Below are 25,855 nucleotides of genomic sequence, written 5' to 3'. Positions count from 1 at the left end.
ATGAGATTCACCGAATTGCTGGAACTGGGTCCCACCAGAAAGCTGATTAATATCAATGATTCACTCTTTGAGCAGCTGGTTGACGGCTGGACCCGGGAGATGGGCGAGAAAAAGCTGTTTGGCTATCAGAAAGCTACCCGTGTCGAACACTTTCAGGAAGCGGTTGATACTGTTTATACGACATTGGAAGGTGAACTCCAGACCACGGACCCCAGAAAAATACTGGCGCACCCCAAATGGAAAATCCTGGTGGGTTGTGCCAGTCGAAATTTTCCTGAACATCTGGCCGCTTACCAGCCATCGCCCGTGGAACAGACCAGGGTCAAGCGCATGATCCGCAATACCCTGGCAACCCGGATTATCACCAATAAAATTGATCTTCTGGACATTATCAAAAAAGACAAAACCGACCACTCCTGGACATTGGCGGAACTGGCGGTTTCCCGGCTCCGCTACGAGCTGCTGGCGGCCAGTGCCACACGGGTCCATGACCAGTATATGACGGAGGTGGATACGGACTGGACCACCTGGTATGAATGGAATTCCAACACCGTGGGGCTGTACCAGGGCAGCACCTCGGTAGCACGCAGTGCCGGGAGCACCACCACCGGCTTTGGCAAGGGGATCATCGGGCTGGCCGAGGGCAGTGCACAAAGTGAGGCATCGGTATCGGCCGCTGGCAGTGCTGATTTGTCTGTTGAAAAGGAGTGGCAGCAGGGCCGGTTGAAACAATCCCTGAAAGGTAACCTGCAAGCCAGTGGTCAGGCCTCCGGTCATGCGTCTGGCGCAGCCCGAATGGATGAGCTGAGGGCCAGTGCGGCAGCAGGCATTGGCGCTGAGGCCAGTCTGCGGGCAGATATTGATTATGAACTGACCTACTCCTGTAAGGTCAAAGGAGAATACCTTCGTCGTCTGCTGGGTGGTGAGTTGGACATGGTAAAAGTCCACGCCAGTGGCAGTGCTGAAGTTCACGCCAGGGCCGGGGGCAGTGCAGGGACAACCGCAGGAGTGGTGAACAATTATCAGGAATCGGCTGTGGAGACTGACCTGATCGAAAATTCTACGTCAGCTACCCGGGGATTTCATGGACTTAAAGCCGATCTTGAAGGGGAGGTTTCCCTCGCTGTCGTGATGAATGGACAGGGCAGTGTGACCGTTGGCCAGATGGCGGAAGTGGAACTGGGTGGCGACCTGTTTGCCGGTGGTATTGCCGCGGGCAACCTGCAGTGCTTCGTCAATGGCCAGGGGGTAGGGATGGATATCGGGGGCAAACTGTTTGCCGGCTTTGAGTTTGGTTCTGAGCAGAAAGTAGCTTTGCAACACCCCGGCAGGGGGGTGAATATCTTTACCCTGCAGGCCAGGGAGTCGATGTCATTCGGGGTCGGCATAGCCGCAAAACTGGCAGCAAAGGCGTCCATCGATGAAGTCAGCTTTGACACCTCAGCCGGGGCCACGCTGGGGGTAGGTTCCAGTATCAGCGCCAGCTGCATCATTTCTCCCAGAGGCCTTCTGCTGGTGGGGTATGACGCCATTGCCATGCCGGCCCTGATGAAACTGGCAAAAACCATGAAGCACTACAACCCCGGTTCTGTGCATACCCGGCGGCTGATCACCTTTGCTCAATTTCTGAATGACAGGGCTTCAGATGCCGAGTTGAGTCAGGTCTATATGGACTGTCGTGGTCGTATGGTAGCCCTGGTCAGTAATCTTGACCTGGAGGCCGATGCGGTACAGAAACGGGCAGCACGGGTGCCCGGTTTTAATGGTTACGGGGATGTTATGGGGATCAATGAGATCAATGCCGTTGAGGGGTTTGTCGGCAATGCCCAGTCGAAATATTTTCAATACGCCACTGAACAGATAACCAAGGATGACGGGACGGTATTGCAGAGTAAAACAGTCCGGGGAGAGCGTAAGAAACAGGTTGTGGCAGAGGATATGACGGCTCTTTTGCGGGCGGCAAAGGATTATGCCGGACTGAAAAAGACTCTGCAGACCGGGGAATGCATTGCTTTTGACGTTATTAAAAGGGATATCAAGACCGGGCAGCTTGCTTATGCCTGAATCTTTCGGACAGTTAGCCAATGAAAGACCTTGAGATACATGCCCGGCCTTTGACTGCCCGCTCGGAACAGGGAGATGAGTGGATTGTCTCAGAGCTGCACAGCAGCGAACAGCTGGATGACCTTTTTCAGCACCGCGCGGTGATTCTGGCCAGGAAACTGTCAGAAACTGCGTTGCTGGGGCAGCAAATCACGTTCTGCTATCAGCCCGGCAGGGGTTCAGACCGTGTCCGGCAGAGGTATTTTCATGGGTATTGTGTCCAGGTTCGCCAGGTAGGCCTGATGGCCAGTCGGGGCTACCTTCACTATGAATTGCTGGTTTCCCCCTGGTGCTGGTTTCTCCAGCAGCGGACCAATTGTCGTATTTTTCAACAAAAGAAGACCGGTGACATTATTACTTCGATCTGTCGTGAACATGATTTTCAATCGGATCTTCAGTTGAAAACCAACAACGACAGTCGCCTTGAGTACTGTGTTCAGTTCAATGAAAGTGACTGGGATTTTATCTGTCGGCTGATCGCTGCGCGGGGCTGGTTCTATTATTTCAGGCAGGATAATGGCCGACATCAGCTGGTTGTCGGAGAAACGAACCGGGTGTTCAGTGACTGCGGGGAGAGTGATATTGAATATTTTGTGGACAGTACCCGGCTGGAGCGGGCCATTACCCGCTGGGTCCACGGTTATTGGATGGTGGCGGGCTCGGTACAGTCAGCAGATTACAATATGACCACGGGGTGGCCAATATTGACTGATGAAGTCAAAAGCCAGCAAAGCATGCCCCATCGCCGACGGTTGCAGCAGTATTTTTACCCCGGCGCTTTTGCCAGCCGGGAACAGGGCGGGGCAGTGGTGGAGAAACGTCAGGAGGCGCTGGATACCCGGCTCAGTGAAGTGGAGGGAGAAAGTACCCTGACCGGGTTTGCGGCAGGGACAACCTTTGCCCTGAAACATCACCCGGACAGTCAGGAACAGCAACACTACCTGCTCAGGCTGGTCAATCATGTCATGGTGACGGCAGAAGACGGGCGCAGTTTGGAGTACAGCAACGGTTTTTCCTGTATTCCCCTGAAAACCCCCTGGCAAACCAGGCAGGCTGTAACAAAGCCGCCTATGCCCGGACTGCACAGTGCCACTGTCGTTGGGCCTGAAAAGGATGAAGTCTACCTGGATGAGTTTCACCGGATAAAAGTCCAGTTCCACTGGGACCGGGAGGGGCAGGCCAATCAGAATAGCTCCTGCTGGATAAGGGTTGCCCAGGTTCTGGCCGGGGATGGTTTTGGTTGCCAGTTTACCCCCAGGGTGGGTGATGAGGTGCTGGTAAGTTTTCTGGATCATGATCCGGACCGGCCTGTGGTTGTGGGCACAGTTTATAATGGTCAGCGACGTCAGCCCTACAAATCCGGTATGGAACAGGGGATAAAACTCAAATCATTGCCAAAAGGGGGAGCCGATAATTTCAGTGAGTTGCGCTTCAATTGCCACAAGGGTGAAGAACTGATGTATGTTCAGGCGGAAAAAGATCGTTCCATCCTGATCAAAAACGACAATAGCCGTGTGATCAAAGGTAAAGATACGACACTTGTGGAGAAAACATCGGAAAGAACCGTCAAGGAAAACGACAGCCATAAGATAGAGGGCGAGCAACTCACGGAAGTCACCGGGAATATCACCACCCGGACCCGGGCAGACTGCATGCTGGATACTGCCGGTAATTACCAGCAGAAAACGGATGGTAGCTACAGCCTTGAGGTTCGGGGTGCAACGGATACCCGAAGTACCGGCGATGTGAATATCACCAGCAAGGGAAGTATCTCAGAAAGCGCCACCGGCAGTCTTGATATGGATGCCGGCAATATCAGTGCCACAGGCAAAACCGCCATCAAGCTCAGTGTCGGGGCCAGCAGTATCAGCCTGTCTGGCAGTTCGGTGCAGATCAAATGTGGTCCCAGCACGGTCACCCTGTCACCATCGGGGGTAGAGATCTCGGGGGTACAGGTGAACATAGACGGCAAAGTTTCAGCAACGGTGAAGGGCGGGGTCAGCGCAGCGGTGGAAGGTGTTGTCAATGCTGAGCTTAAGGGCACGCTGGTTAATATCAAGGGCAACGGTATGACCGCTGTAAAAGCCGGGGCGATGGTCGATCTTTCCGGTGCCATTGTGAAAATTAATTGACTATGTTAGTGACCAAACCGAGCCTGAAAAAAATCCCTCAACCCCTGGCCACAGACATTCTACAGCGCTATGAACAGGATCGTGCTTTTCAGAAATGGGTAGATCCTTCCCTGACACCGGTGGCGTTTATCAATCGTCTGGCCGGGGAAACAATGCATCAGGAACTGGTCATCTTTCTGAGCCACAGTCTGCTGGCCGTTGAGTGTATCTGGTGGGGATATTTATGCATTGAAAAGGCCGGTATCCCGCTATCGGAAACGGAGCAGAAGGCACTCGATGTGGTCAGGCGATGGCTTCAGGAACCGATAGAAACTCATCGTCGTCTGGCAGACATCATGGCGCAACAGGCCGGGTTGGATAATGCCTGTGGCTGGCTGGCCCAGGGCGTGTTCTGGAGTGGCGGCAGCCTGACCCCGGTGAACGGGCCACAAAGTCCCGCTCCGCCCTGGCTTTATGCCCATGCGGTGGCCGGGGCTATCTGCCTGGCAGCGGTGCTGCCCGATGGCCGACAAGGTAATAAACGTTACCGGCAGTTTATTGCCATGGGTATTGATATTGCCGATGGCGGCAAGGGGAGGTAATCATGGGGCCAGCAGCAAGGGTCGGGGATATGCATATCTGTCCGATGCAGACGCCGGCAGTCGTGCCTGTTCCCCATGTGGGCGGGCCAATTCTGCCACTGCCCTCAACGGTACTGATTGGCGGCCTGCCAGCTGCGACCCTGGGGCAGCCATGTATCTGTGTAGGTCCGCCAGATAGCATAGTAAAAGGCAGTTTGACGGTATTGATTAATGGTCGGCCTGCGGTACGTATGGGGGATACCACGGCTCATGGGGGAACGGTAATTTTGGGCTGGCCAACGGTTTTGATTGGGGGGTGAGCACCTTGATGGCGCTGGATATTGTCCGGTTCCCACCCCGGGAAACAGACCTCTTTTCAAATGGCTACCGAAATATGGCTGTTAATCGTCGTGCGAAATAAACCAAGGCAACTACACTTGATTGTCAAACGACCATATCAGATCGCTTATGCAACTTATGGTTCTCAGTATCCCCGCAGGGGAGACCCTTGGTTCACTGTCTTATGTTATTGATGGTGAAGTGCTGATTGGCCGGGGTCACCGTTGTCAGATTATTCTGCCTGATCGCCAGCAATCCATCGCTGAGTGTCACATCCGTATCTTCCGGGATGATAATCAATGGTACCTGGAAAATATGTCATCCGGTGAGCTGATGGTGAATACCACACCGATACAGCCCAGGCAGAGCAGGCATTATTTGTTGAGCGATGGCGATATGATCTACTGTGGCAATTACTGTCTGATGGCCAGTGATTTTTCTCCCTGGCAGAGGGACGGCATGGCATCCCTGGCCACTGAGCAAACGGATCTGGCGCTTGAGAATAACGGGCTGGAGTCTTCCCCTCAGAGTTGGGATTTTGAGGGCCCTTTGCCCGCGGAAGACACTATGTCCGTTGAAGAAGCTTCCCGGACAGAGCATCTTGATGATCCGTTTTTACCACCCGAGGCACAACGACAGGAATCTTCGCTATCTATCGGACCTGATGGCCCAGAGCTGCAAATTGAATCACCGTTTTCCGACTTCGTCGTTGATACGGCTGACACAGCCCCGATCAGCTGTCATCCAGTGCCGCTTATTGATGTTCTGGCCAGTGATGATGAAGAGAGTGAGTGGAGCATAAACCGGAATCTCAGAATGCTACCGGTGCCGCAGGCGGAAGCCATTGAACAGGATCCCCCCAATTTAACGGGAGCTGAGCCATCCGAACCGCATCAGCCTGAACTGTCGCAGGCAGAAGCATGGCAACTCTTGGAACTTATGCAACAGCCGGCAGTGCTGGATGCCATATTGGTGGCGGTTGATTTAATGATGGCTGACTTCTGTCCGGATAACCTCGAGCAGCTGTTATCTCCGATGAATTACCGGCAGGAGCCAGCTTCCGGGAGTGCAAAAGAAACATCAGAAACAGCCTGTGCCGACTTCTGGCAACAGTATCAGAATTTCTATCGCTGCCTGATGCATGGCAGACATTATCAGGCGCTGTTTCTTCAGCGGCTGAAAGAGGCGGTGAACCGGTAGGACTTGATTCAATGTATGCTATTTCAGGCTCATTTCTTCTCCTGCTGGCCCTGGTATTAACTGGCTGTTCTGGCAGCGAAGTTCGGCCAGAGCCTGAGACCATGCTATCGCTGGAGATCGTGGCAGACAGTGATAGCAATAACGGCACCGGTATGAACAGCGGTCAGCAGGTTGATGCGGCACCTTTACAGCTGCGCATGTATGAACTGCAAAGTGCCGAACTATTTGCCAATGCTGACTTCCTGGATATCTACCTGCAGGATGTGGCCATTCTCCAGGGGACGCTGGTCAAGAAACACCGGTTGCCCACGGTATGGCCGGATACCGGCAGCCAGCTGACCTTGCAGCTGGACAGGACAACACGGTTTATCGCTATTTTTGCCGAGTTTGCCAGTTATCAGTCAGCTATCTGGTGGGTGCTGGAATCCATTGTTCCTGCCAGTCAGAATTCGATGGTATTACAGATCAACGGTAACCATCTTCGTCTTGTTGGCAGGCTACCCCATGGATCATAGCGTTGACAGAGCCGTCTGGCTTGAGGGGATGTTTCTCAGCCCCCAGCATTTCCAGCAACAGGAGCGCTACCTGGAATGGTATAACCGGCAGTTGTTTAATATTTATGCGCCGGGCAAGGCTGGCTTTACCTCCCTGGGTATTGACAGTGAACAACTCCGGGCTGGCAAACTGTTTATTCGTGAAGCCAGCGGCCTGTTTCCCGATGGAACGCCTTTTCAACTGACGGTCTCACTGTCCATGGATCTGGACAGCAGCCATTGTGGCAGGACGGTCTATCTGGCCATTCCCCTGAATAAGCCCGGTTGTGTTAACACGGCACCGGAAGAGAAAAAGACGAGAGCAGTTCGATATATCAGTTCGGCTCACAGTGTTTATGATGGTACTGATCGCAAAAATGAACCGGTGCAGCTGGAACTGTCGCGTTTGAATCCCTGCCTTATGGCTGAGGGTGAGGCCCGGGATGACTATTCCACTCTGGCGATGGCCCATATTCAGGAATTTCATCCCGATGGTGAAGTGGTCCTGGACAGTACCTTTATTCCCCGCTGTCTTGATTACCGCGCCTCCCGCTACTTGCTTGAACAGGTCCAGAACCTTCGCGCCATGGTCAGACAACGGGCGTCATTTATTGCCACCCAGGTCGGGGTAGAAGGGCAGCAGAAAAGCTTTCAGACCCTGCAGATTGAGTATCTCTGGCTGCAGGCACTGAATCGACATGGTGCCTGGCTCAAACTGGTGGAAAAACAGTCAGGTATCTCAGCCTGCGAGCTTTACCGGATGTTGGCCATTATGGCTGCGGATCTGGCCACCTTTAACACGACACTGGCACCAGAATTTCCCGATTTTAATGAGCTGGATATTTATGGGTGCTTTGCGCCTGTGCTGTCCAGTTTGCTGCTCAATCTGCGTCAGGCCAGTAAGGACAAGGTGGTTGAGCTTGTCTGGGATACCCGGCTGTTTCAACTCCGTCGTTTACTGCGTACCAGGATTGATGACCGAACCCTGTTTAACGACGGCCGGTTTATTCTTTCTGTAGCCTCCAGCCTGAATCAGTCCCTTACCCGCACGGTATTTATCAATTCGGCCAAACTCTGTGGTCATAACCGTATTGCTGAACGGGTTCGCAATGCACTGACCGCAGTACCCATCACCGCCATGGCGGGGCCGCCCATTGAGCTGAGGGCAAAGGTTAACACGGTCTATTTCGAGATCGACACTGATAATGAACTGTGGCAGGAGATGGTGCGAACCCATGACCTGCTGGCCCTTCATGTGGATGAGCAGATGCCGGAAGACACCGTTATCAACTGTTTTGTAGTCAGGTAATAGTATGACATCGTCCAGTATTGGGTTTCAGGCTGTTGGGAATGAGTTAGTAGCGGATAGAGGATTAACTATCGCAGAAACTCAACAGGCAGCCCCGCAGGATGGCTCTGGTGCTGAGCTTCGTGACGAGAGTGGCCTGTTCGGTAATTTCAATATCAGCAGCAATACGCTTATCAACCTGTCGGCAGAACTGCTGGCTATTCTCAGCACGCTGTCACAGCAGCAGGAAGTCAGTAATCTGCCTGAGCTGCACCAGTATCTGGTCAGAAGTGTTAACGAACTTCATAACCGTGGGTTGCAAGCCGGATACCCCCCCAGAATGATGGAGAAAACCTGTTATGCGCTCTGTGCCGCCGTTGATGAGGAAATAATGAATACCGGCTGGGGGCAGTCGGGCTGCTGGGAAAATCATGCCCTGGTGGCGCAGCTTTTTCAGCAGCGCAATGCCGGTGAAGTATTTTTTGTCCTGCTGGAACAGGCGCGGCAGAATGTCCCCAAAATGATTGACTTTATTGAACTGCTTTATCTGCTCCTGCGACTGGGATTTTGCGGCCGTTATCAGCACACCGATAAACATGAGCTGGCAAAGCTTGCTGATAACATATTCACGGAAATCCGCGAGCACCAGAAACCCCGAGAGCATCAGACCATGGCCATTCTCAGCGCACCCTGGCGACCGCTGAAGGTGATCAGAGTCCGGCAATATCTGCCAATGGTTATCGCAATCCTGATGCTGTCGGGGGCGGTTACCCATTTCTGTATACAGTATATCAATCACACTTATACCGGGCTGTCTGAGTTGCAATTGCAGCAGGGGCAGGCAACACCTGTGCAGCTGTCTATTTTACGCAATCCCTCCGAATCTTCCGGGATCACAGTGGCAGGCCCTGATAAGAAGACCTGATACTTTTTTATATGACGTCATGACTAATCCGATCATTATTGTCGCATCGCTGTCGGTATTATTGCTGTCAATGGTCTGGTTTGCCCCCCTGGTCAGCGGTGAGTGGTTAAGCTGGCTTACCGCTGTCTGGCAGTGGGTGCTGTCGTTAATTATTGTGCTGGCCTGCTGTCTGATCCTATGGGTAGTGTTGCGTCGCCAGAAAGCTCGTGGCACCACCGGGCATGCTTTCGAAACAAGCTCTGATGACAGTTCTGCAAGCGGCGTTTCAGAACAGAATAAGGCGCAATATAAACAACAGTTAATGTATGACTGGAACCAGCTCTGGAAAATTCTGAACAGTCGCCATGGCAAAACGCCCTACACCCTGGCCTGGCTGGTGATGATTGGTACTGCAGGTTCCGGTAAATCCAGCTGGTTAATTAATGCCGGTTTTGAAAAGGTGGCCACGGCTTCCCCAAACCGGGTGTCCAGTATCGTATTCTGGCTGAGTGAGCATGCGGTTATCGTTGAACTGGTAGGGCAGTACTATACCCGTGATAAAGAACAGCTGGACGAATTTCTCCTTGATCACCTGCTGGTGCTAGTCCGCAAGAAACGTCCGAGAAGGCCCCTTAATGGCATTCTTGCTGCGCTCTCTACAGAACAGTTGCTTCTGCGTGATCCCAATGGCCTTCTGGAACAGGCCCGGCAGTTGCGGTGGCGGTTACTGTACATTAACCAGCGTTTTGCCAATACCCTCCCTGTCTGGATTTTGCTGACCCAGGCGGATCGGCTGAATGGTTTTATGGAGCTGATCCGTCGTATGAGCAGTCAACGGCAGATGTTGCCTTTTGGGTTTTACCTGAAGGAAGGTTACCATCCTGAACAGTTTCGTGAGGCTTTTGACCTGTGCCACACCGAGCTGTCTGATAAATTGTTTGATTGTCTCCACCCGGAAAAAGACAGTAATGCCCGTCAGGCACAGGTCCGTTATGTTCTGCAGTTCAGCCTGCTGGGTGAACGCCTGCATTTTTTCTGTGATGAGATTTTTCTGCCCCGTTATGGTGTCTCAACACTACAGCTGAAAGGTGTCTGGTTCAGCTCCTGTGGTCAGCATGGCAGTACGATCAACCTGCTGGCTAGGGAGATTGCCCGGTTGCACGGTTTCCGGGCCCAGCCTGTGCAGCCCCAGATCCCTGGCAACCAGAGCTATTTCAGTCAGCAGTTTTTCAATAGAATTCTGTTTAATGATATGGGGAATGTCAGGGAAGATTCCATGGCCAGAAAGTTTTGGCTGGCCCGTATCTATCTGGTGTCAGGGGCTCTTGTTGCCATTCTGGCTGTCGGGCTGAGCTTCTGCTGGTCACAGATAGAATACAATGAACAGCTGCTGGCGCAGCAGAAAATGATCATCAGGGATTACCGGTACTCCATGGAACAGCTGATGGTGTCCTTGAATCAGCCGAAGGCTCTCAACCAGCTGAAGGCTCTCAACCAGCTGAAGGCTCCAAACCAGCCGAAGGCTCCCGGGGATACCATCCCTGTCAGTGATGTGCTGCAACTGCTGGATGGTCTTCAGTTATTGCACCGTATGTACCGGCAGTCTTCCCGGTGGATGTATTATGGAGGACTTCTGGATTGGGAGACAGCGAATGATATCCAGGTTTTTTACCAGCAGCAGCTGCGACACTATCTGTTATCACCCCTGGCCCGGCATCTCCATGACCGTTTGCACAAAGCGTTGAGCCGGCACAGCAAAGGACTGTTTGATGACCTGCAATATTACCTGATGTTGCTTGATCCGAAAGTCCGCAATATCGAGCTGTTGCACCGTCATATCCGGAAATTGCTGCTGCACGATCCGGAGGGTGAGGCAGGCAGGCAGCTTGATAGTCTGCTGACGGATATCTGGCACCTTGAGGGTGACAGGATAACAGCAAGTATTCTCCCGGATCAGGCTTTGATAGAGCGGGCCCGTGAAGCATTGTCAACCAAGCCTCCGGAGCGGCTGGTATACGACCATCTTCGCCGGTTGCCACAATTCAGCGGTACACTGGATACCCGGGATCTGTTTGGTAATGAGTTCGGCACTCTGTTTACGGCTGAAGACGACAGTGGCAATACCAGGATTCCCAGGTTCTATACCAGGAATCTTTATAGCCGTCTGGATCTCTCGGCAAGCTCTCCGATGTTGAAACGGGAAATCATCAGCCTGAACCGGATTCAGAAAGGTGAATCAGAAATATCAGCCATTGAGCTGTCGCGGATCAGTCGACGGGTTCGGGAGTTTTATTTTCAGGATTATATCCGCACCTGGGATAATCTTATCCATCGTATCCGGTTGCAACCGGCCATCAGCCTTGACCAGATTGAGCAGCAAACCAAACTGCTGACCAGAGGGGGCGCGGCACTGCAGGCTCTGGTCAATATGATCACCAGTGAGACATCACTGGCCGAAGAGTCACCAGCCGCCAGTGCAAAGGTTCTGGGTCAGCAGCCCGGAGCAGTACCGCCTGCGGCTATTAAAGCCAACCGTATCCTGAATCAGGCTGCCCGATTGCTGCCAGCCGGGCAAGTGGGAAAAGTGTCCCCGGATAATCCAGCCATTGTCAACCAGGCCTTTGCCGAATACACCGGCTATGCAGCGGACCTGCAAAGTCGGCTCACCCCGGTTCTGGACCAGCTTTTGCAGGAGCTGCAGGACATTAACGGGCATTTTGATCCGGATTTTGCCCTGTATCAGCTGGCAGCAACGGTGATGGGCAATAAGCAGAATATTCTGCAGAGTCTCTGGCATCAGGCCGACAGTGATGATACCCGGGCCGGTCAATGGCTCAACCAGCTGGCGGGAGAGGTCTGGAGCCGTGCCATTGCTGGTGCTGCCCGTTATTGCCAAAGGCGGTGGCAACAGGAGATCTATCCTTTCTGGAGCCAGCATCTGTATTCTCGTTTTCCGTTGGTGACAGACGCGGGCAACGATATTCAGCTCAACGACTTTACTGCGTTCTTTAAGCCCGGTGGGCTGCTGGATGACTTTGCGGCTATCCTGAAACCATTTCTGCAGACGCAACCGGCGCGGCAACCGGGTGTCTGGCATTTAAAAACCGTCAAAGGCCAGCAGTTGCCGGTTAAAGGGATGCTGTTGCAGCAGATGAATCATGCCCAGCGTTTGCAACAGCAGCTGTTTAACCCTGACGGTACGCTTCAGGTTAATTACCGTTTGCGAATGCTTGCCTTGAGTAACCATGCTTCGGAATTTTCCCTCAGGGACAGCAATGGTCGTTTTGTTTATCGCCACGGCCCCATGATCTGGCAAAAACGACAGTGGCCGGGTCCTGAAGAAGAACAGATTAATGTGACTCTGAGTAATGATTCAGTGGTGCTGGCGCAACAACAGTACTCTGGGCCATGGGCCTGGCTGCGGTTTGTTTTTGACGGGCAGCAGTGGCAGAAAAATTATCATGTTGATCTGTTGTTCGGCAGCAAGGAATACCAGACCCGTCTGGAGCTTGAGTTGGAGCGCGGGGGGAACCCGTTCGGGCCGTCGCTATATGACAGGATTAAGCTGCCCGGACGTATCGTCAGGGCTGATATCTAGTGACTGGTGCATGGTTTCAATGAGTTTGACGTGTTGTCGTGCCTCCGCACTCCGTTCGTCCTGAGCCTGTCGAAGGACCCATAGGGCCTAAAGGCGGAAAATCCAGACTCTGATAGATCGTGCCAAGCACCCTTCGTCCGTACATCCTGAGCGGAGCCGAAGGACGCTCAGGCTGAACGGAGATTGTGCACGTCAAACTCATTGAAACCATGTACTATTGATTGGCTTAACTGCTTTATACATGGATAGAAACCAGATCCTCAGGGTCCCGAGGCTGTTGCAAAACCCTGAGGAAAAATGATTACTGGTAACGTTCAAATACCAGGCAGGCGTTGGTTCCACCAAAGCCAAAGCTGTTGGACATAATCCGGTTCAGTTTTTGTTCGCGGGCTTCACCGGTCAGGATGGGCAGATTTTTAGCCGCTTCATCCAGGTTCTGGACATTAGCAGAAGCGGTGATGAAGTTGTGCTTCATCATCAGCAGGCAGTAAATGGCTTCCTGAACGCCAGCAGCACCCAGAGAGTGGCCGGACAGTGATTTGGTGGAGCTTATCACTGGCATCTGGTCGCCAAATACCTCAGTAAGAGCTTTCAATTCGGCCACATCACCAACCGGGGTGCTGGTGCCGTGAGTATTGATGTAATCAATAGGGGCGTTAATGGTTTCCATGGCCATGCGCATACAGCGTGCAGCGCCTTCACCAGACGGAGCTACCATGTCATAGCCATCGGAAGTGGCACCATAGCCGGTGATTTCAGCGTAAATTCTGGCACCACGGGCTTTGGCGTGCTCCAGCTCTTCCACCACAATCATGCCGCCACCACCGGCGATAACGAAGCCATCCCGGTCAGCATCATAGGCACGGGAAGCCTGCTCAGGGGTGTCATTGTACTTGGTGCTCAGTGCCCCCATGGCATCGAACAGCCCGGTTTGCGTCCAGTGCTCTTCTTCACCACCACCGGCAAAGACGATGTCCTGCTTGCCCAGCTGGATCTGTTCAATGGCATTGCCAATGCAATGCGCGCTGGTGGCACAGGCAGAGGTGATTGAGTAATTAACGCCCTTGATTTTAAACGGGGTGGCAAGGCAGGCCGAGACGGTACTGCCCATGGTGCGGGTAACCCGGTAGGGGCCGACGCGCTTGACACCTTTTTCTCTCATGATGTCTGCAGAGTCGACAATATTTTCTGACGAGGCTCCGCCAGAAGCCGCAATCAGTCCGGTACGGGGGTTGGAAACCAGATCTTCAGTCAAACCCGCATCGTCAATGGCCTGCTTCATGGCTATATAGGCATAGGCAGCGGCGTTGCCCATGAAGCGCAGGGTTTTGCGGTCAATAAATTGTTCGAAATCGATGTCTACTGTGCCGGACACCTGGCTGCGGAAACCATGCTCCTTATAGCTTTCGTTGAAGCGAATACCGGAGCGCCCAAGTTTAAGGCTCTCGGCTACCTCATCCTGGGTGATACCCAGGCAGGATGTGATGCCAATCCCTGTAACTACAACACGTTTCATTGATGTCAACCTGAATAGCCTGTTTAAGTCAGAAAAAACCAGAGTCAGATCCCGGCACTCCCTCCCGTCCTGCGGGCAAGAGGGAACAGGGGAATCAGAAAGCGTCAGTGTTCTGGAAAAGACCTACCCGCAGTCCTTCCGCGGTGTAAATTTCCCGGCCATCAATACTGACTGATCCATCAGCAATGCCCAGAACCAGTTTGCGTGCGATGATACGTTTAATATCAATACGGTATGTTACTTTTTTGCTGGTGGGCAGAATCTGGCCGGTAAATTTTACCTCGCCACTGCCAAGGGCGCGTCCCCGGCCGGGGTTGCCCATCCAGCCCAGGTAGAAGCCAACCAGCTGCCACATGGCGTCAAGTCCGAGACATCCGGGCATAACAGGGTCTCCCGGGAAGTGGCAGGAGAAGAACCAGAGGTCCGGATTGATATCCAGTTCTGCGATGATCTCGCCTTTGCCATAGGCTCCGCCCTGTTCAGAAATGCGAACGATGCGGTCAAGCATCAACATATCAGGGGCCGGTAGCTGAGCATTACCAGCACCAAAAAGCTCGCCCTGTGAACAGCGTAACAAATCTTCTTTGCTGAAAGCTTCTTGCTGGCTAACGGCTTCTTGTCTGAGGCCAGATTTCGATGGTTGCTTCATTCGTTTATTGGTTCCTGGAAGGTCCAGCACCTGCATGGTATCAGGCCAGTGATGATCGGGACTTCCCTGCCGATACGGCATTCACATCAGGGGCCGATGACCCCGCTTATTCCTGACAGTCTTGCAAAATGCATTACTATCGTTCCGGTGATGAACTATACCATTGCTTTTTATCTGTCATAGTGCTGTTGAGCTTTTTGTAACAAAAAGACAACACTGAGCCACTGAAACAGTGGCCAATGATAAGTGTCATAGCATTTTATTACCAGAGAGCTGATCAGCGTCAGGCCTGTTGCATCACTGGCATAATTTGGCAAAGTACTGGCAAAGGCGAAAGAGTCTGTGAAGGCGTATGGCTTACATTGCTACACGGGAAGTAAAGGTAATACAGTCAGGAATGGTTTTCTAGCATTGTACAATCGTACAATATTGAGGAGGCTTACCTTGAATCGAAAAAAATTCAGTTTCTCGGACAGCCTCCTGGTAGCTATCTTCTGTGCAACGCTTTTTACTGGTGTGATTAAATAAAGCTGTTACCGAAGACCTCAAAGAGATTTTGATGCAGTTTTTGCGGGTAAAACGGGATTAACTATATGACAGACAGGCCACATGGCACCGCAGAAAATGGCGGTACCGGGGAATATACAATCGCTGTTCTTGGCGGCGGCAGTTTTGGTACGGCTCTGGCTGATATCTCCGCCACCAATGGCCACAGGGTGAAGCTCTGGATGAGAGATGCAGAGCAGGTCAGGAGTATTAATGATGACCATGTGAATGCCAGGTATCTTCCCGAGTTCAGGATTCATCCCTCCGTTAGCGCAAGCACGGATCTGTCGGCGGTGGTCGTTGATGCTGATATTGTTTTTATTGCTATTCCCAGCAAATCTTTCCGGGAGGTGGTCAAAAAAACCAATGGACTGCTTTGTGGCAAAATAGTAATCAGTACCACGAAAGGTATCGAACCCGTTACCTTTGATCTGATGAGTCAGATTCTGATGGAGGAGCTGGAAAACCCTCGTATCGGTGTTTTGAGCGGACCCAATCTGGCCGGTGAAATCATTGCCAAGGCTCTGACAGCCACGGTGATTGCCAGTGACGATGAAGACCTTTGCCAGATTATACAGTCGGTCTTGCACTGTGATTACTTCAGGGTTTACTCCAACACAGATGTTTATGGTGTCGAATTGGCAGGTGCTTTAAAGAATATTTATGCCATAGTCTCTGGCATGGGAGCGGCACTGGGCATGGGTGAGAATACCCAAAGTATGCTGATTACCCGGAGCCTTGCGGAGATGAGTCGCTTTGCGGTAACGCTTGGCGCTAATCCCATGACATTTTTGGGATTGGCCGGGGTGGGTGATCTTGTGGCTACCTGCACGTCTGACCTGAGTCGAAATTTCCGGGTTGGCTATGCCCTGGGGCAAGGCTGTTCGCTTGATCAAGCTGAGGCGAAACTGGGACAGGTGGCGGAAGGGGTGAACACCCTGAAGCAGGTAAAGCAAAAGGCCGATCAGCTGGGAGTTTATATGCCGCTGGTGGATGGTTTGTACAGCATTATTTTTGAGGGCAATGCCATTGGTGCGCTGGTTAAGGGAATGATGCTGCGGGAGCAGAAAACCGATGTGGAGTTTATGTCCACGCAGTAGCTGAATAATACCTTTTTTAGAGAATATGGGCTTAACAGACTATGGAGAGAAGCGTGATGGATGAGAAAGTGGTTAATAACCTTAAATCAGAGTCTCGTTGGTTGAGGCTGGTCTTTATGGTGGTTTTCGGCGTCGTGGCTTATCTTGCTGCCTTTCTGGTGATGCTGATGGCAATTGTTCAGGCGGTTCACGGGTTTATTATGAGTGAACCCAATGATCGTCTGTTAAAATTCAGTGCCGGAGTGAATCAGTACATTTACCAGATTGCCGGGTTCCTGACCTACAACTCTGATACAAAACCCTATCCATTCTCAGACTGGCCTGCCCCTGGTGGAGACAGAGCGTCAGGCGATGATGAGAAAGAACTGAACGGATCGGATAATGATTAAATCATGAAACTTATCATTATGCGCCACGGTCAGGCATCATGGTCTGCCCCTTCGGATAAGGAAAGGGAGCTTACTGAGCAGGGTGTCCGTGAAGTCAGGGATACCGTTGCTTTATTGGCTGCTCAGCGGGTAGATTGTGTGCTTGCCAGCCCGTATCTTCGGGCTCAGCAAACGGCTCATATCGCGGCAGAGGCGTTTGGGCTCAGGGTTGCAACGCTGGACGAGCTGGAGCCTGATGGTAACCCGGCAAAAGTGCTCGCCGCTCTCCCGGATTCCGGTGTAGTACTATTGGCCAGTCATATGCCCATAGTCGGTTATCTGACCGGTTTACTATGCGACGGAACCCCTAAGATTGGCCCTTCCTTCCAAACCGGCATGGCTCTGGTCCTGGAGGCGGATATTCTTGCTCCCGGAATGGGCAGGGTCATTGAGCGTATTATCCCTTAGCCTCAGAGACTATTGTTGCGCATAAGAACAGCCGTTTACTTTCAGAATTCCAGAGCATTTGCTCTGATTGTGGAAAATATTATTTTTCCCCTGTTTTCGGGCTTTAAGTCTGCCTCTTAAAGCCATTTATGGTTAATAGTTTTAAATTTCTGTCTACTCTGGTGATTTTTTAATGAACTTATTAATTGTCATCTAATCTAACCCTGCTCTGACCCCATGTTGAAGACATTTTATATAGGGAAAGGGTATTAGGGATAGTTAGGGAGTAAGTACGGTGGCGACAAGTTCTATAAGCCTCAGAGGCATTATTATCTGCTCAATAGCAGCATTGTTCTGTTCGTATCAATTCATGCTTCAGGGGGCACCATCGGTGATGGTGCCTCAGTTGATGTCGGCTTTCGATCTTGATGTGGCAGATATCGGCTGGTTAACCAGCAGTTTCCTCTGCTTTTATCTGCTGTTTCAGGTTCCGGGAGGCTACCTGGCAGATCATTGCAATGCCCGGCTATTGCTGGTGGTTTGCTGTGTATTTATGGCGATTGGCTGTTACTGGTTCAGCGTTTCTGAAACCCTGTTGTCAGCCAGTGCATCCCGGGCGTTTATGGGCGTGATGACCTCCCCGGTGATTGTGGTATGCATGAATCTGGCCAGTCGCTGGTTTCCCGAGCGTTATTTTCCAACCCTTGCGGGGGCTATTGAAGCGTTTGGTCTGGCCGGCGGTGGGCTTGGCCCACTGATACTGCCAAATCTTATGGAAGCCTATGGGTGGCAGGGTGCCATGCAGGCCGCCGCCATTTTTGGAGCTGTACTTGCTGCCCTGATTGCCGTGTTTGTGAAAAGTACGCCGCCGGTCTCCGTCAGTGATGCCAGGTTACACGATGTGACCTGTGGAGGTGGTTCTGAGACTGACCCCGGCAAAAAGACGCCATTTGATCGGGCTTCTTTAATTCTGTGTTGTTTGTATGGTTTTGGCCTGTTTGCCGTCATCACCAGTTTTGCTGGTTTATGGGGGATCCCTTTCTTCTATGAGCGTTTTCCCGGCGAGCAGGAAGCGGTGGCTGATATGGTTGCTTTGATTTTTGTCGGTGCCGCTATTGGTGCTCCTCTGCTGGGCTGGCTGGCCTGCCTGGTTGGGTCAATGCGTAAAGTGATGGTGGTTTGCGCTATCGCTTCTCCTGTGTTGTTCAGTTTGCTGATCTTCTGCCCATGTTCCATGATGCTTATGGCCATGATCTGCTTTATGGCAGGGATCAGCAGTGTTGGCTATATGCTGGCATTCTCTGTGGTGAAAAGCATCAGTCCGCCGGAACGGATTGGCGTCCTGCTGGCGATTACCAATGGTTCCATGCTGCTGGCAGGTCCGGTTATGCAGCTGATTATCGGGTTTATCCTGGAAGGGCTCGGGCATGATGGCCTGGGTGCCTTGTCCATTGAGGACTACCAGCTGGCTTTTGTGCCGTTATTGCTTTGTCAGTTGATGGCTTTGATTGTCGCGATTTGTCTGAAAAAACAGTGATACATGCTACCCATTGCCGGTGGTTGGCGTTATTCTAGTTTGTTTTTTTCAACACTTTCGGTTGTTAAACCTTTGCAGGTGCGGATAGCTGGCAAAGGACTTCACCTCCTGGATGGATAATGCCGTTACTTAGATTCGAAAAGGTCAGCCTGGCTTATGGTGACCAACCCCTGCTGGATCATACCGAGTTTCAGATTCGAAAAGGTGAGAGAGTCTGCTTATTGGGCCGCAATGGCGCAGGCAAATCTACCTTGATGAAGCTGGTGTCTGGCACAATCCTGCCTGATGATGGCACCCTCTGGCGTAAGCCTGGTCTGAAGGTAGGGGTTTTGAATCAGGACCTTCCTGACCAGGATGAAAAGAAAGTTTATGATGTGGTCGCCTCAGGCCTTGAGGCGGTTGGTGAACTGATCAGTCGTTACCACACCCTATCCATGAATATCAGCACTGACGCGGATATGAAAGCACTGGAGAAAGTCCAGCAGCAGCTGGAGTCCGTGGATGGCTGGAGCCTCAGCCAGAAGGTGGATACGGTTATTCAGAAGCTGGGGCTTCCGGCGGAAAAACAGATGAAAGAACTGTCCGGTGGCTGGCGTCGGCGGGTGGAACTGGCCAGGGCGCTGGTGGGCGACCCTGATCTTCTGTTGCTGGATGAGCCTACGAACCATCTTGATATTATTGCCATTGACTGGCTTGAGAAACAGCTGAAAGATTTCTCCGGAGCCTTGCTGTTTATTACCCACGACCGATCATTTCTCCAGTCGCTGGCGACCCGCATTATTGAGCTGGATCGCGGGCAGCTCACCAGCTGGGAGTGTGACTATAAAACCTTCCTGGAGCGTAAAGCTCATGCTCTTGAAGTAGAGACTGAGCAAAATGCCCTGTTCGATAAAAAACTGGCGCAGGAAGAGGTGTGGATTCGCCAGGGGATTAAAGCTCGCCGTACCCGTAACGAAGGGCGGGTTCGGGACCTGAAAAAACTCCGGGAGGAGCGTCGTCAGCGCCGTGAGGTGCAGGGCAATGCCAGCTTTGGACTGGAGCAGGGCGAAGCGTCAGGCAAGCTGGTGCTGGAGGCCAAGCATATTGCCCAGTCGTTTGATCAGCATACCGTCATCAACGACTTCAATCTCCGGTTGATGCGCGGTGACAAGATTGGCTTGATTGGTGCCAACGGGGCAGGGAAGTCAACGCTGCTCAGTATCCTTCTGGGCAATCTCAAGCCGGAAGCGGGGTCTGTCAAAATGGGGACCAGGCTTGAGGTGGCTTATTTTGACCAGCTGCGTAATCAGCTGGGCCTTGAAAAAACCGTGATTGATAACGTGGCTGAAGGTCGTGAGAGCATCACAATTAATGGCTCAAGCCGACATGTGATTGGCTACCTGGGAGACTTCCTGTTTCCACCCGGTCGTTGTCGTGTGCCGGTCAAGGCGCTCTCCGGTGGGGAGCGAAACCGATTGTTGCTTGCGCGTTTGTTCAGTAAACCCGCCAATTTGCTGGTAATGGACGAGCCTACCAACGACCTTGATGTTGAGACTCTGGAGCTTCTGGAATCCTTGCTGGTGGATTTCACTGGCACTATTCTGCTGGTCAGTCACGACCGGACATTCCTGGATAATGTGGTATCGAGTACTCTGGTGTTTGAACCAGGTGGTCATATCAGTGAGTATGTGGGTGGATTTGATGACTGGTTGCACCAGGGCGGTTCGATCTCCAGCCTGGTAGCGGAACCGCAGGTGGTGAAAAAAGAGGAAAAGGCGAAAGCGCCACCCAGTCAGCCTGAAGCCACCAGCAAGCCGGTGAAAAAGAAACTCAGCTACAAACTGCAGCGTGAGCTTGATGCTTTGCCGGAGGAGATTGAGGCACTTGAAGAAGAGCTGGGTCAGCTGGAAGCTCAAACCGCTGAGTCGAGTTTTTATCAGGGAGATCAGTCCGAAGTCCAGACTGTGCTTAACAGGCTGGCTGAGCTTAATGAGCTGATAGAACAGAAAATGGAACGGTGGGAAGAGTTGGATAATATGTAGGTATTCTCGGTCAGACTCCTAGTGCAGCTAAGCGTTATTACCCGTACACCACGTTCACCCTGAGCGGAGTCGAAGGGTGCTTGGCACGATCTATCAGAGTCCGGAGTTTCCGCCCTTCGACAAGCTCAGGACGAACGGTATGGGTAACAGCGCTTAGCTGCACTAGAGCCACAGATGTTGAATGTGGCTCTTTTGATAACAGGATTAACTGTTTTTACCGACTCTCACTGCCAGTACATCACAACCGGCACCATGAAGGATGCTGGTTGATGTAGAACCTAAAATCAGTGCCAGTCCATGACGGCCGTGGCTGCCAACCACAATCAGGTCAACGTCTGACTCTTCGGCAATCCGGTGAACCTCACGCTCGGGTCGGCCATAGACCACATGCTGTTCACCTTTCTTCAGCTGGATGGAATCGGCCAGGCGGGCGATGCGTTCTCTTGCCTGTTCGGTGATTTCATCCTGCAAGGTGGTGAGGTCGAGAGGTATATCGCTGCCATAGGCAACGCTGAGTGGCTCGACAACATGAACCATGGTCAGTCTCGCCTGGTGTTTTTCGGCAATGGATTTGGCTTTCTCGAGCACCTCATCGGCTTCGTCGGACAAATCGATCGCAACCAGAATATGCTTGTAGAGGCTCATAAGCTGTCTTCCTTCTTGAATAGATGCAAAAAGTGATCCGCCCTGTAACATCTGGATGGCCAGACCGCTGTCGCGATTCCTCAGGATCATCAATAAGATGGATTGAGGAGTTCATGGAGGGCATGAATGCTTCTAAAGTCATGGCATTTCCATTGTAAGGCCTATCCTGGTTTTATTCATCGTTTTATTAGCTGTCTGTCCGGTAATTTTCCATCAGCCATGATCCGGATTCGGAAGTGGCTATTTTCTGGATGAGTAATCTTGTGTAACTGTGTGACAAAGGTGGCATCTTCATGGTGTTTCAGGCTTGACTTTAAATACTAATTCACAGAAGGTAGGCACTAAATTCAAACAGTCGTATGAATTTGCTGGGATGCACTTGGTAAAGACCAGGGTCAAGTCAGGAAGTAAAGCAATAATAATCAGATAGCTGCCATAGTTCATGTAACACTCGCATCAGCCCTGTGAAAGGTTGGTCGCCGCAGTATGGTTAGCCTGTCTATCTTCAATCCGAAAGGAGAAGTTCATGATCTACCAGGGGAAGGCATTCAGGGTTTTGCCTGTGGAAGATGGTATCGCCGAACTGCAGTTCAATCTCGAAGGCGAAAGTGTCAATAAGTTCAGTCACTCTGCTATTGAGGATCTGGATGCTGCGCTGGAGGCCATCCGTGCTGACGAAACGGTTAAAGGCCTTATTCTCACCAGTGGTAAGGATGTATTTATCGTTGGTGCTGATATCAATGAATTCACCCAGACCTTCAAGCAGGATGATGAGACATTATTGGCCGGAGTGATGGCGGTCAATAAGGTCTTCTCCGGTTTTGAAGATCTTGACATACCAACAGTCGCTGCCGTGAATGGCATTGCCCTGGGAGGCGGTTTTGAGATCTGCCTGTGTGCCGATTACCGGGTTCTTTCCACAGCGGCCAAGGTTGGCTTGCCGGAAGTCAAGCTGGGTATCTATCCGGGCTGGGGTGGTACCGTCAGGTTGCCAAGGTTGATTGGTGCGGATAATGCCGTTGAGTGGATTGCCAGTGGCAAAGAGTATCGCCCCGATGCCGCGCTGAAAGCAGGAGCCGTTGATGCAGTGGTTGCGCCTGAGAAGCTGAAAGATTCCGCGGTAGCCCTGGTGCGTCGCTGCCTGGATGGTGAACTGGATTATCAGGCCAGAAAGCAGGAGAAGAAAGGCAAGCTGAAACTGCCGCCGATTGAATCGATGATGGTGTTTGAAACCTCATCTGCCGTGGTAAAACAGCAGGCCGGGCCACACATGCTGGCACCGATAGCGGCCGTCAAAACCATCCAGAAACATGCCTTCATGGACCGTGACAAGGCCCTTGAAGTAGAAGCCAAAGGGTTTCTTAAACTGGCCAAGTCTTCAGTGTGTAATGCCCTGGTTGGCCTGTTCCTGAACGATCAGTTCCTTAAGAAAAAAGCCAAAGAGTCCGCCAGTATTGCCGCTGAAACCAATAAGGCTGCGGTGTTGGGTGCGGGCATTATGGGTGGTGGTATCGCCTATCAGTCTGCCCTGAAAGGTACGCCCATCCTGATGAAAGATATCAATCAGGAAGGTCTGGACCTTGGTCTTTCCGAAGCCACCAAACTCCTCTCCAAGCGGGTTTCCCGGGGGCGGATGGATGCCGGCAAAATGGGCAGTGTACTGAATAAGATTGTACCTACGCTGTCCTATGGTGATTTCGAGGGCGTCGATGTTGTTGTTGAAGCCGTTGTGGAAAATCCCAAGGTCAAGAAAGCCGTTCTGGCCGACGTAGAAAACCAGGTGTCAGAGAACGCTGTTCTGACGTCCAACACCTCCACTATTTCCATCAATGAACTGGCCAGGGACCTGAAACGTCCGGAACAGTTCTGTGGCATGCACTTCTTTAACCCTGTTCATGCGATGCCATTGGTTGAGGTTATCCGTGGCGAGAAGACCAGTGATGCCACCGTAGCCACCGTGGTTGAGTACGCCCGCAAGATGGGTAAAACGCCGGTGGTGGTTAATGACTGCCCTGGGTTTATGGTGAACCGTGTCCTGTTCCCCTACTTTGGTGGCTTCGCTGGCTTGCTCCGTGATGGTGCCGATTTCCAGCAGGTGGATAAGGTCATGGAGCGCTTTGGCTGGCCAATGGGCCCTGCCTATCTTATGGATGTGGTGGGTATTGATACCGGTAACCATGGTCAAAGCGTCATGACTGACGGGTATCCGGATCGCATGAAGCGCGACTTCAAAACCGCTGTTGATGTGTTGTATGAAAACCAGCGCTATGGCCAGAAAAACGGTGCCGGTTTCTATAAGTACGAACAGGATAAAAAAGGCAAGCCGAAGAAGGTGGTCGATGAGGCGGTTTATGGCCTGTTCAGTGAGGTGTGTGCTGAGCAAAAACCTTTTGACGATGAGGAAATCATCGCCCGCATGATGGTCCCACTGTGCATGGAAACCGTTCGTACCCTGGAAGATGGCATTGTTGATTCCGTCGCTGAAGCGGATATGGCACTGATTATGGGTATTGGCTTCCCTCTCTTCCGTGGTGGTGCCCTGAAGTATATTGACACCATAGGTGTGGCGGAGTTTGTCGAGCTTGCCGACAAGTACGCTCATATCAGCCCACTGTATGCGCCCACTGACAAACTTCGGGAAATGGCTCGTGAAGGTAAGACCTTCTACGGTTGATGGGTCTGTCTTACGTTATTGAACCATTTTCAGGGACTATAAAAGAGAGAATATCATGAGCCTGAATCCAAGAGATGCTGTAATTGTTGACTACGGGCGTACCCCCATGGGTCGTTCCAAGGGCGGCATGTATCGTAATGTCCGTGCTGACAACCTGTCTGCCGAGTTGATTACCGGCGTACTTAACCGCAATCCTGAACTGAACCCGGCTGAGGTGGAAGATGTCATCTGGGGTTGCGTCAACCAGACCCTGGAGCAGGGTTGGAATATCGCCCGAATGGCATCGCTGATGTCACCCATTCCCAATACTTCCGCAGGCCAGACGGTCAGCCGTTTGTGCGGATCCTCCATGAGTGCCCTGCAGACAGCCGTTCAGGCAATTCAGACCAATAACGGTGATGTCTTTGTGGTCGGTGGTGTCGAGCACATGGGGCATGTGGGCATGATGCACGGGGTTGACCCGAATCCAAGGTTGTCCAAATACGGTGCCAAGGCTGCCGGTATGATGGGCCTGACCGCAGAAATGCTGGGCAGTATGCACGGCATCAGCCGCCAGGCACAGGATGAATTTGGTGCCCGGTCACACCAGCGGGCCTGGGCTGCCACCGAAGCGGGTAACTTCAAAGATGAAATTATCCCGATGCAGGGGCATGATGCAGACGGCAACCTTCGTCTTTTCACTCAGGACGAAACCATTCGTCCGGAAACAACGGTAGAAGCCCTGTCACAGCTTAAGCCTGCATTTAACCCCAAGGGGACAGTGACCGCAGGAACATCTTCACAGATTACCGATGGCGCTTCCTGTATGATCGTGATGTCTGCCCAGCGGGCCAAGGATCTTGGTCTGCAGCCCATGGCGGTGGTCAGGGCCATGGCAGTTGCCGGAGTTGACCCTTCCATTATGGGTTATGGACCGGTTCCCAGCAGTAAGAAAGCCCTCAAGCGTATCGGCCTGACCATTGATGATATTGATCATATCGAGCTGAATGAGGCGTTTGCTGCCCAGGCACTGCCCGTCCTGAAAGACCTTAAAGTGCTGGATAAGATGGAGGAAAAGGTTAACCTCAATGGTGGTGCCATTGCGCTCGGTCATCCCTTTGGCTGCTCCGGTGCCCGAATTTCCGGAACGCTGCTGAATGTGATGAAACAGAATGGCGGCACCCTGGGGCTGGCAACCATGTGTGTTGGTCTTGGTCAGGGTATCACTACCATTTTTGAAAGGGTTTGAACGGCGTTTTGAGGCGTCTGTTTTAATCACTTTCTATTACCATACATAAGCCCGGTTTTGTCCGGGCTTTTTTGGTCAACGGTCTAGTATGTGGTTTCAATGAGTTTGGCGGATTGTCGTGCCTCCGCACTCCGTTCGTCCTGAGTGCTGAGCTTGTCGAAGCATCGAAGGACCCATAGGGCCTAAAGGCGGAAACTCCGGACTCTGATAGATCGTACCAGGCACCCTTCGACTCCGCTCAGGGTGAGCGGAGATTGTACACGTCAAACTCATTGAAACCATGTACTAGTCTCCCACCCTCCCCTTGGGAATGCATACCGAACCTTTTTGCCAATGTAGAACCCCATTTTTCCTGTTTTATAAGATTCTTACGCAACCCCGTTGTAAGTAATTCAAACGGTTCTTTTAACTGCCTGAGTCTTGTCTATCCTTGCCTTATTTTGCGAGGTAATCACTATGATATTCCA

The 25,855-nt window shown here is 52.0% G+C and carries 19 protein-coding genes; 16 read left to right on the top strand and 3 right to left on the bottom strand.

Annotated elements, in window-relative coordinates:
* The 9 genes from ACO6UX_RS12575 (at position 1) to ACO6UX_RS12535 (ending at position 12,657) form a co-directional block, all read left to right on the top strand.
* On the top strand, positions 1-2,064 hold the full coding sequence (locus ACO6UX_RS12575; protein ID WP_422448075.1) for a hypothetical protein: 2,064 nt from the start codon (positions 1-3) through the stop codon (positions 2,062-2,064).
* Positions 2,065-2,084: 20 nt separating this feature from the next.
* The gene (locus tag ACO6UX_RS12570) at positions 2,085-4,235 is read left to right on the top strand and encodes a type VI secretion system Vgr family protein (RefSeq protein WP_422448073.1); all 2,151 of its coding nucleotides are present in this window, start codon (positions 2,085-2,087) and stop codon (positions 4,233-4,235) included.
* Between the two features lie 2 nt (positions 4,236-4,237).
* Entirely contained in the window at positions 4,238-4,816 is a 579-nt protein-coding gene (locus ACO6UX_RS12565) for a DUF6931 family protein (protein WP_422448071.1), read from the top strand.
* A gap of 2 nt (positions 4,817-4,818) precedes the next feature.
* Entirely contained in the window at positions 4,819-5,115 is a 297-nt protein-coding gene (locus ACO6UX_RS12560) for a PAAR domain-containing protein (RefSeq protein ID WP_422448069.1), read from the top strand.
* A 157-nt stretch (positions 5,116-5,272) separates the two neighbouring features.
* Positions 5,273-6,334 (top strand): FHA domain-containing protein, encoded by a 1,062-nt coding sequence (locus ACO6UX_RS12555; RefSeq protein WP_422448067.1) that lies wholly within the window; start codon positions 5,273-5,275, stop codon positions 6,332-6,334.
* An 11-nt stretch (positions 6,335-6,345) separates the two neighbouring features.
* A complete protein-coding gene (gene tssJ, locus ACO6UX_RS12550; RefSeq protein WP_422448065.1) occupies positions 6,346-6,849 on the top strand; it encodes a type VI secretion system lipoprotein TssJ in 504 nt (167 codons plus the stop codon).
* The gene (tssK, locus tag ACO6UX_RS12545) at positions 6,839-8,176 is read left to right on the top strand and encodes a type VI secretion system baseplate subunit TssK (RefSeq protein WP_422448063.1); all 1,338 of its coding nucleotides are present in this window, start codon (positions 6,839-6,841) and stop codon (positions 8,174-8,176) included. The genes tssJ and tssK overlap by 11 nt, the downstream gene beginning before the upstream one ends.
* A 4-nt stretch (positions 8,177-8,180) precedes the next feature.
* The gene (gene icmH, locus ACO6UX_RS12540) at positions 8,181-9,080 is read left to right on the top strand and encodes a type IVB secretion system protein IcmH/DotU (protein WP_422448061.1); all 900 of its coding nucleotides are present in this window, start codon (positions 8,181-8,183) and stop codon (positions 9,078-9,080) included.
* 19 nt (positions 9,081-9,099) lie between these two features.
* Positions 9,100-12,657 carry a type VI secretion protein IcmF/TssM N-terminal domain-containing protein gene (locus tag ACO6UX_RS12535; protein ID WP_422448059.1) on the top strand — a complete coding sequence of 1,186 codons (3,558 nt, stop codon included), beginning with the start codon at positions 9,100-9,102 and terminating at the stop codon, positions 12,655-12,657.
* Positions 12,658-12,958: 301 nt separating this feature from the next.
* On the opposite strand, the gene fabB is transcribed toward ACO6UX_RS12535, so the two are convergent.
* Together fabB and fabA are read right to left on the bottom strand one after the other, a co-directional pair.
* Positions 12,959-14,173 carry a beta-ketoacyl-ACP synthase I gene (gene fabB, locus ACO6UX_RS12530; RefSeq protein ID WP_101747654.1) on the bottom strand — a complete coding sequence of 405 codons (1,215 nt, stop codon included), beginning with the start codon at positions 14,171-14,173 and terminating at the stop codon, positions 12,959-12,961.
* 94 nt (positions 14,174-14,267) lie between these two features.
* The gene (fabA, locus tag ACO6UX_RS12525; RefSeq protein WP_422448057.1) at positions 14,268-14,822 is read right to left on the bottom strand and encodes a 3-hydroxyacyl-[acyl-carrier-protein] dehydratase FabA; all 555 of its coding nucleotides are present in this window, start codon (positions 14,820-14,822) and stop codon (positions 14,268-14,270) included.
* Between the two features lie 593 nt (positions 14,823-15,415).
* Between fabA and ACO6UX_RS12520 the strand changes: the two genes are divergently transcribed.
* From ACO6UX_RS12520 to ACO6UX_RS12500, 5 genes are all read left to right on the top strand, one after another.
* Positions 15,416-16,468: an NAD(P)H-dependent glycerol-3-phosphate dehydrogenase gene (locus ACO6UX_RS12520; protein WP_422448055.1), complete on the top strand. Its 1,053-nt coding sequence runs from the start codon at positions 15,416-15,418 to the stop codon at positions 16,466-16,468.
* 41 nt (positions 16,469-16,509) lie between these two features.
* Complete coding sequence (locus tag ACO6UX_RS12515) at positions 16,510-16,857, top strand: DUF4389 domain-containing protein (RefSeq protein WP_422448053.1); 348 nt, start codon at positions 16,510-16,512, stop codon at positions 16,855-16,857.
* Positions 16,858-16,860: 3 nt separating this feature from the next.
* Positions 16,861-17,304: a phosphohistidine phosphatase SixA gene (gene sixA / locus ACO6UX_RS12510; RefSeq protein WP_422448051.1), complete on the top strand. Its 444-nt coding sequence runs from the start codon at positions 16,861-16,863 to the stop codon at positions 17,302-17,304.
* Positions 17,305-17,578: 274 nt separating this feature from the next.
* Positions 17,579-18,820, top strand: a complete 1,242-nt coding sequence (locus ACO6UX_RS12505; protein WP_422448049.1) for an MFS transporter — start codon at positions 17,579-17,581, stop codon at positions 18,818-18,820.
* A gap of 119 nt (positions 18,821-18,939) precedes the next feature.
* Complete coding sequence (locus ACO6UX_RS12500; RefSeq protein WP_422448047.1) at positions 18,940-20,841, top strand: ATP-binding cassette domain-containing protein; 1,902 nt, start codon at positions 18,940-18,942, stop codon at positions 20,839-20,841.
* Positions 20,842-21,045: 204 nt separating this feature from the next.
* Here ACO6UX_RS12500 and ACO6UX_RS12495 read toward each other — a convergent pair whose 3' ends face one another.
* Positions 21,046-21,486 carry a universal stress protein gene (locus ACO6UX_RS12495; protein WP_269674173.1) on the bottom strand — a complete coding sequence of 147 codons (441 nt, stop codon included), beginning with the start codon at positions 21,484-21,486 and terminating at the stop codon, positions 21,046-21,048.
* 526 nt (positions 21,487-22,012) lie between these two features.
* Between ACO6UX_RS12495 and fadB the strand changes: the two genes are divergently transcribed.
* A complete protein-coding gene (gene fadB / locus ACO6UX_RS12490) occupies positions 22,013-24,160 on the top strand; it encodes a fatty acid oxidation complex subunit alpha FadB (protein WP_422448044.1) in 2,148 nt (715 codons plus the stop codon).
* A 55-nt stretch (positions 24,161-24,215) separates the two neighbouring features.
* Positions 24,216-25,388 (top strand): acetyl-CoA C-acyltransferase FadA, encoded by a 1,173-nt coding sequence (gene fadA, locus ACO6UX_RS12485; protein WP_422448042.1) that lies wholly within the window; start codon positions 24,216-24,218, stop codon positions 25,386-25,388.
* Positions 25,389-25,855 lie beyond the last annotated feature (467 nt).

The sequence above is a fragment of the Endozoicomonas sp. ALB091 genome (assembly GCF_049310265.1).
Taxonomy (GTDB): Bacteria; Pseudomonadota; Gammaproteobacteria; order Pseudomonadales; family Endozoicomonadaceae; genus Endozoicomonas.
This window is presented reverse-complemented; position numbering and strand designations above follow the sequence as displayed.

Excerpts from the sequence above, each read along its gene's own strand:
- ACO6UX_RS12575 (WP_422448075.1), top strand. The coding sequence starts at position 1 with ATGAGATTCACCGAATTGCTGGAACTGGGTCCCACCAGAAAGCTGATT.
- ACO6UX_RS12570 (WP_422448073.1), top strand. The coding sequence starts at position 2,085 with ATGAAAGACCTTGAGATACATGCCCGGCCTTTGACTGCCCGCTCGGAA.
- ACO6UX_RS12565 (WP_422448071.1), top strand. The coding sequence starts at position 4,238 with ATGTTAGTGACCAAACCGAGCCTGAAAAAAATCCCTCAACCCCTGGCC.
- ACO6UX_RS12560 (WP_422448069.1), top strand. The coding sequence starts at position 4,819 with ATGGGGCCAGCAGCAAGGGTCGGGGATATGCATATCTGTCCGATGCAG.
- ACO6UX_RS12555 (WP_422448067.1), top strand. The coding sequence starts at position 5,273 with ATGGTTCTCAGTATCCCCGCAGGGGAGACCCTTGGTTCACTGTCTTAT.
- tssJ (WP_422448065.1), top strand. The coding sequence starts at position 6,346 with ATGTATGCTATTTCAGGCTCATTTCTTCTCCTGCTGGCCCTGGTATTA.
- tssK (WP_422448063.1), top strand. The coding sequence starts at position 6,839 with ATGGATCATAGCGTTGACAGAGCCGTCTGGCTTGAGGGGATGTTTCTC.
- icmH (WP_422448061.1), top strand. The coding sequence starts at position 8,181 with ATGACATCGTCCAGTATTGGGTTTCAGGCTGTTGGGAATGAGTTAGTA.
- ACO6UX_RS12535 (WP_422448059.1), top strand. The coding sequence starts at position 9,100 with ATGACTAATCCGATCATTATTGTCGCATCGCTGTCGGTATTATTGCTG.
- fabB (WP_101747654.1), bottom strand. The coding sequence starts at position 14,173 with ATGAAACGTGTTGTAGTTACAGGGATTGGCATCACATCCTGCCTGGGT.
- fabA (WP_422448057.1), bottom strand. The coding sequence starts at position 14,822 with ATGAAGCAACCATCGAAATCTGGCCTCAGACAAGAAGCCGTTAGCCAG.
- ACO6UX_RS12520 (WP_422448055.1), top strand. The coding sequence starts at position 15,416 with ATGACAGACAGGCCACATGGCACCGCAGAAAATGGCGGTACCGGGGAA.
- ACO6UX_RS12515 (WP_422448053.1), top strand. The coding sequence starts at position 16,510 with ATGGAGAGAAGCGTGATGGATGAGAAAGTGGTTAATAACCTTAAATCA.
- sixA (WP_422448051.1), top strand. The coding sequence starts at position 16,861 with ATGAAACTTATCATTATGCGCCACGGTCAGGCATCATGGTCTGCCCCT.
- ACO6UX_RS12500 (WP_422448047.1), top strand. The coding sequence starts at position 18,940 with ATGCCGTTACTTAGATTCGAAAAGGTCAGCCTGGCTTATGGTGACCAA.
- ACO6UX_RS12495 (WP_269674173.1), bottom strand. The coding sequence starts at position 21,486 with ATGAGCCTCTACAAGCATATTCTGGTTGCGATCGATTTGTCCGACGAA.
- fadB (WP_422448044.1), top strand. The coding sequence starts at position 22,013 with ATGATCTACCAGGGGAAGGCATTCAGGGTTTTGCCTGTGGAAGATGGT.
- fadA (WP_422448042.1), top strand. The coding sequence starts at position 24,216 with ATGAGCCTGAATCCAAGAGATGCTGTAATTGTTGACTACGGGCGTACC.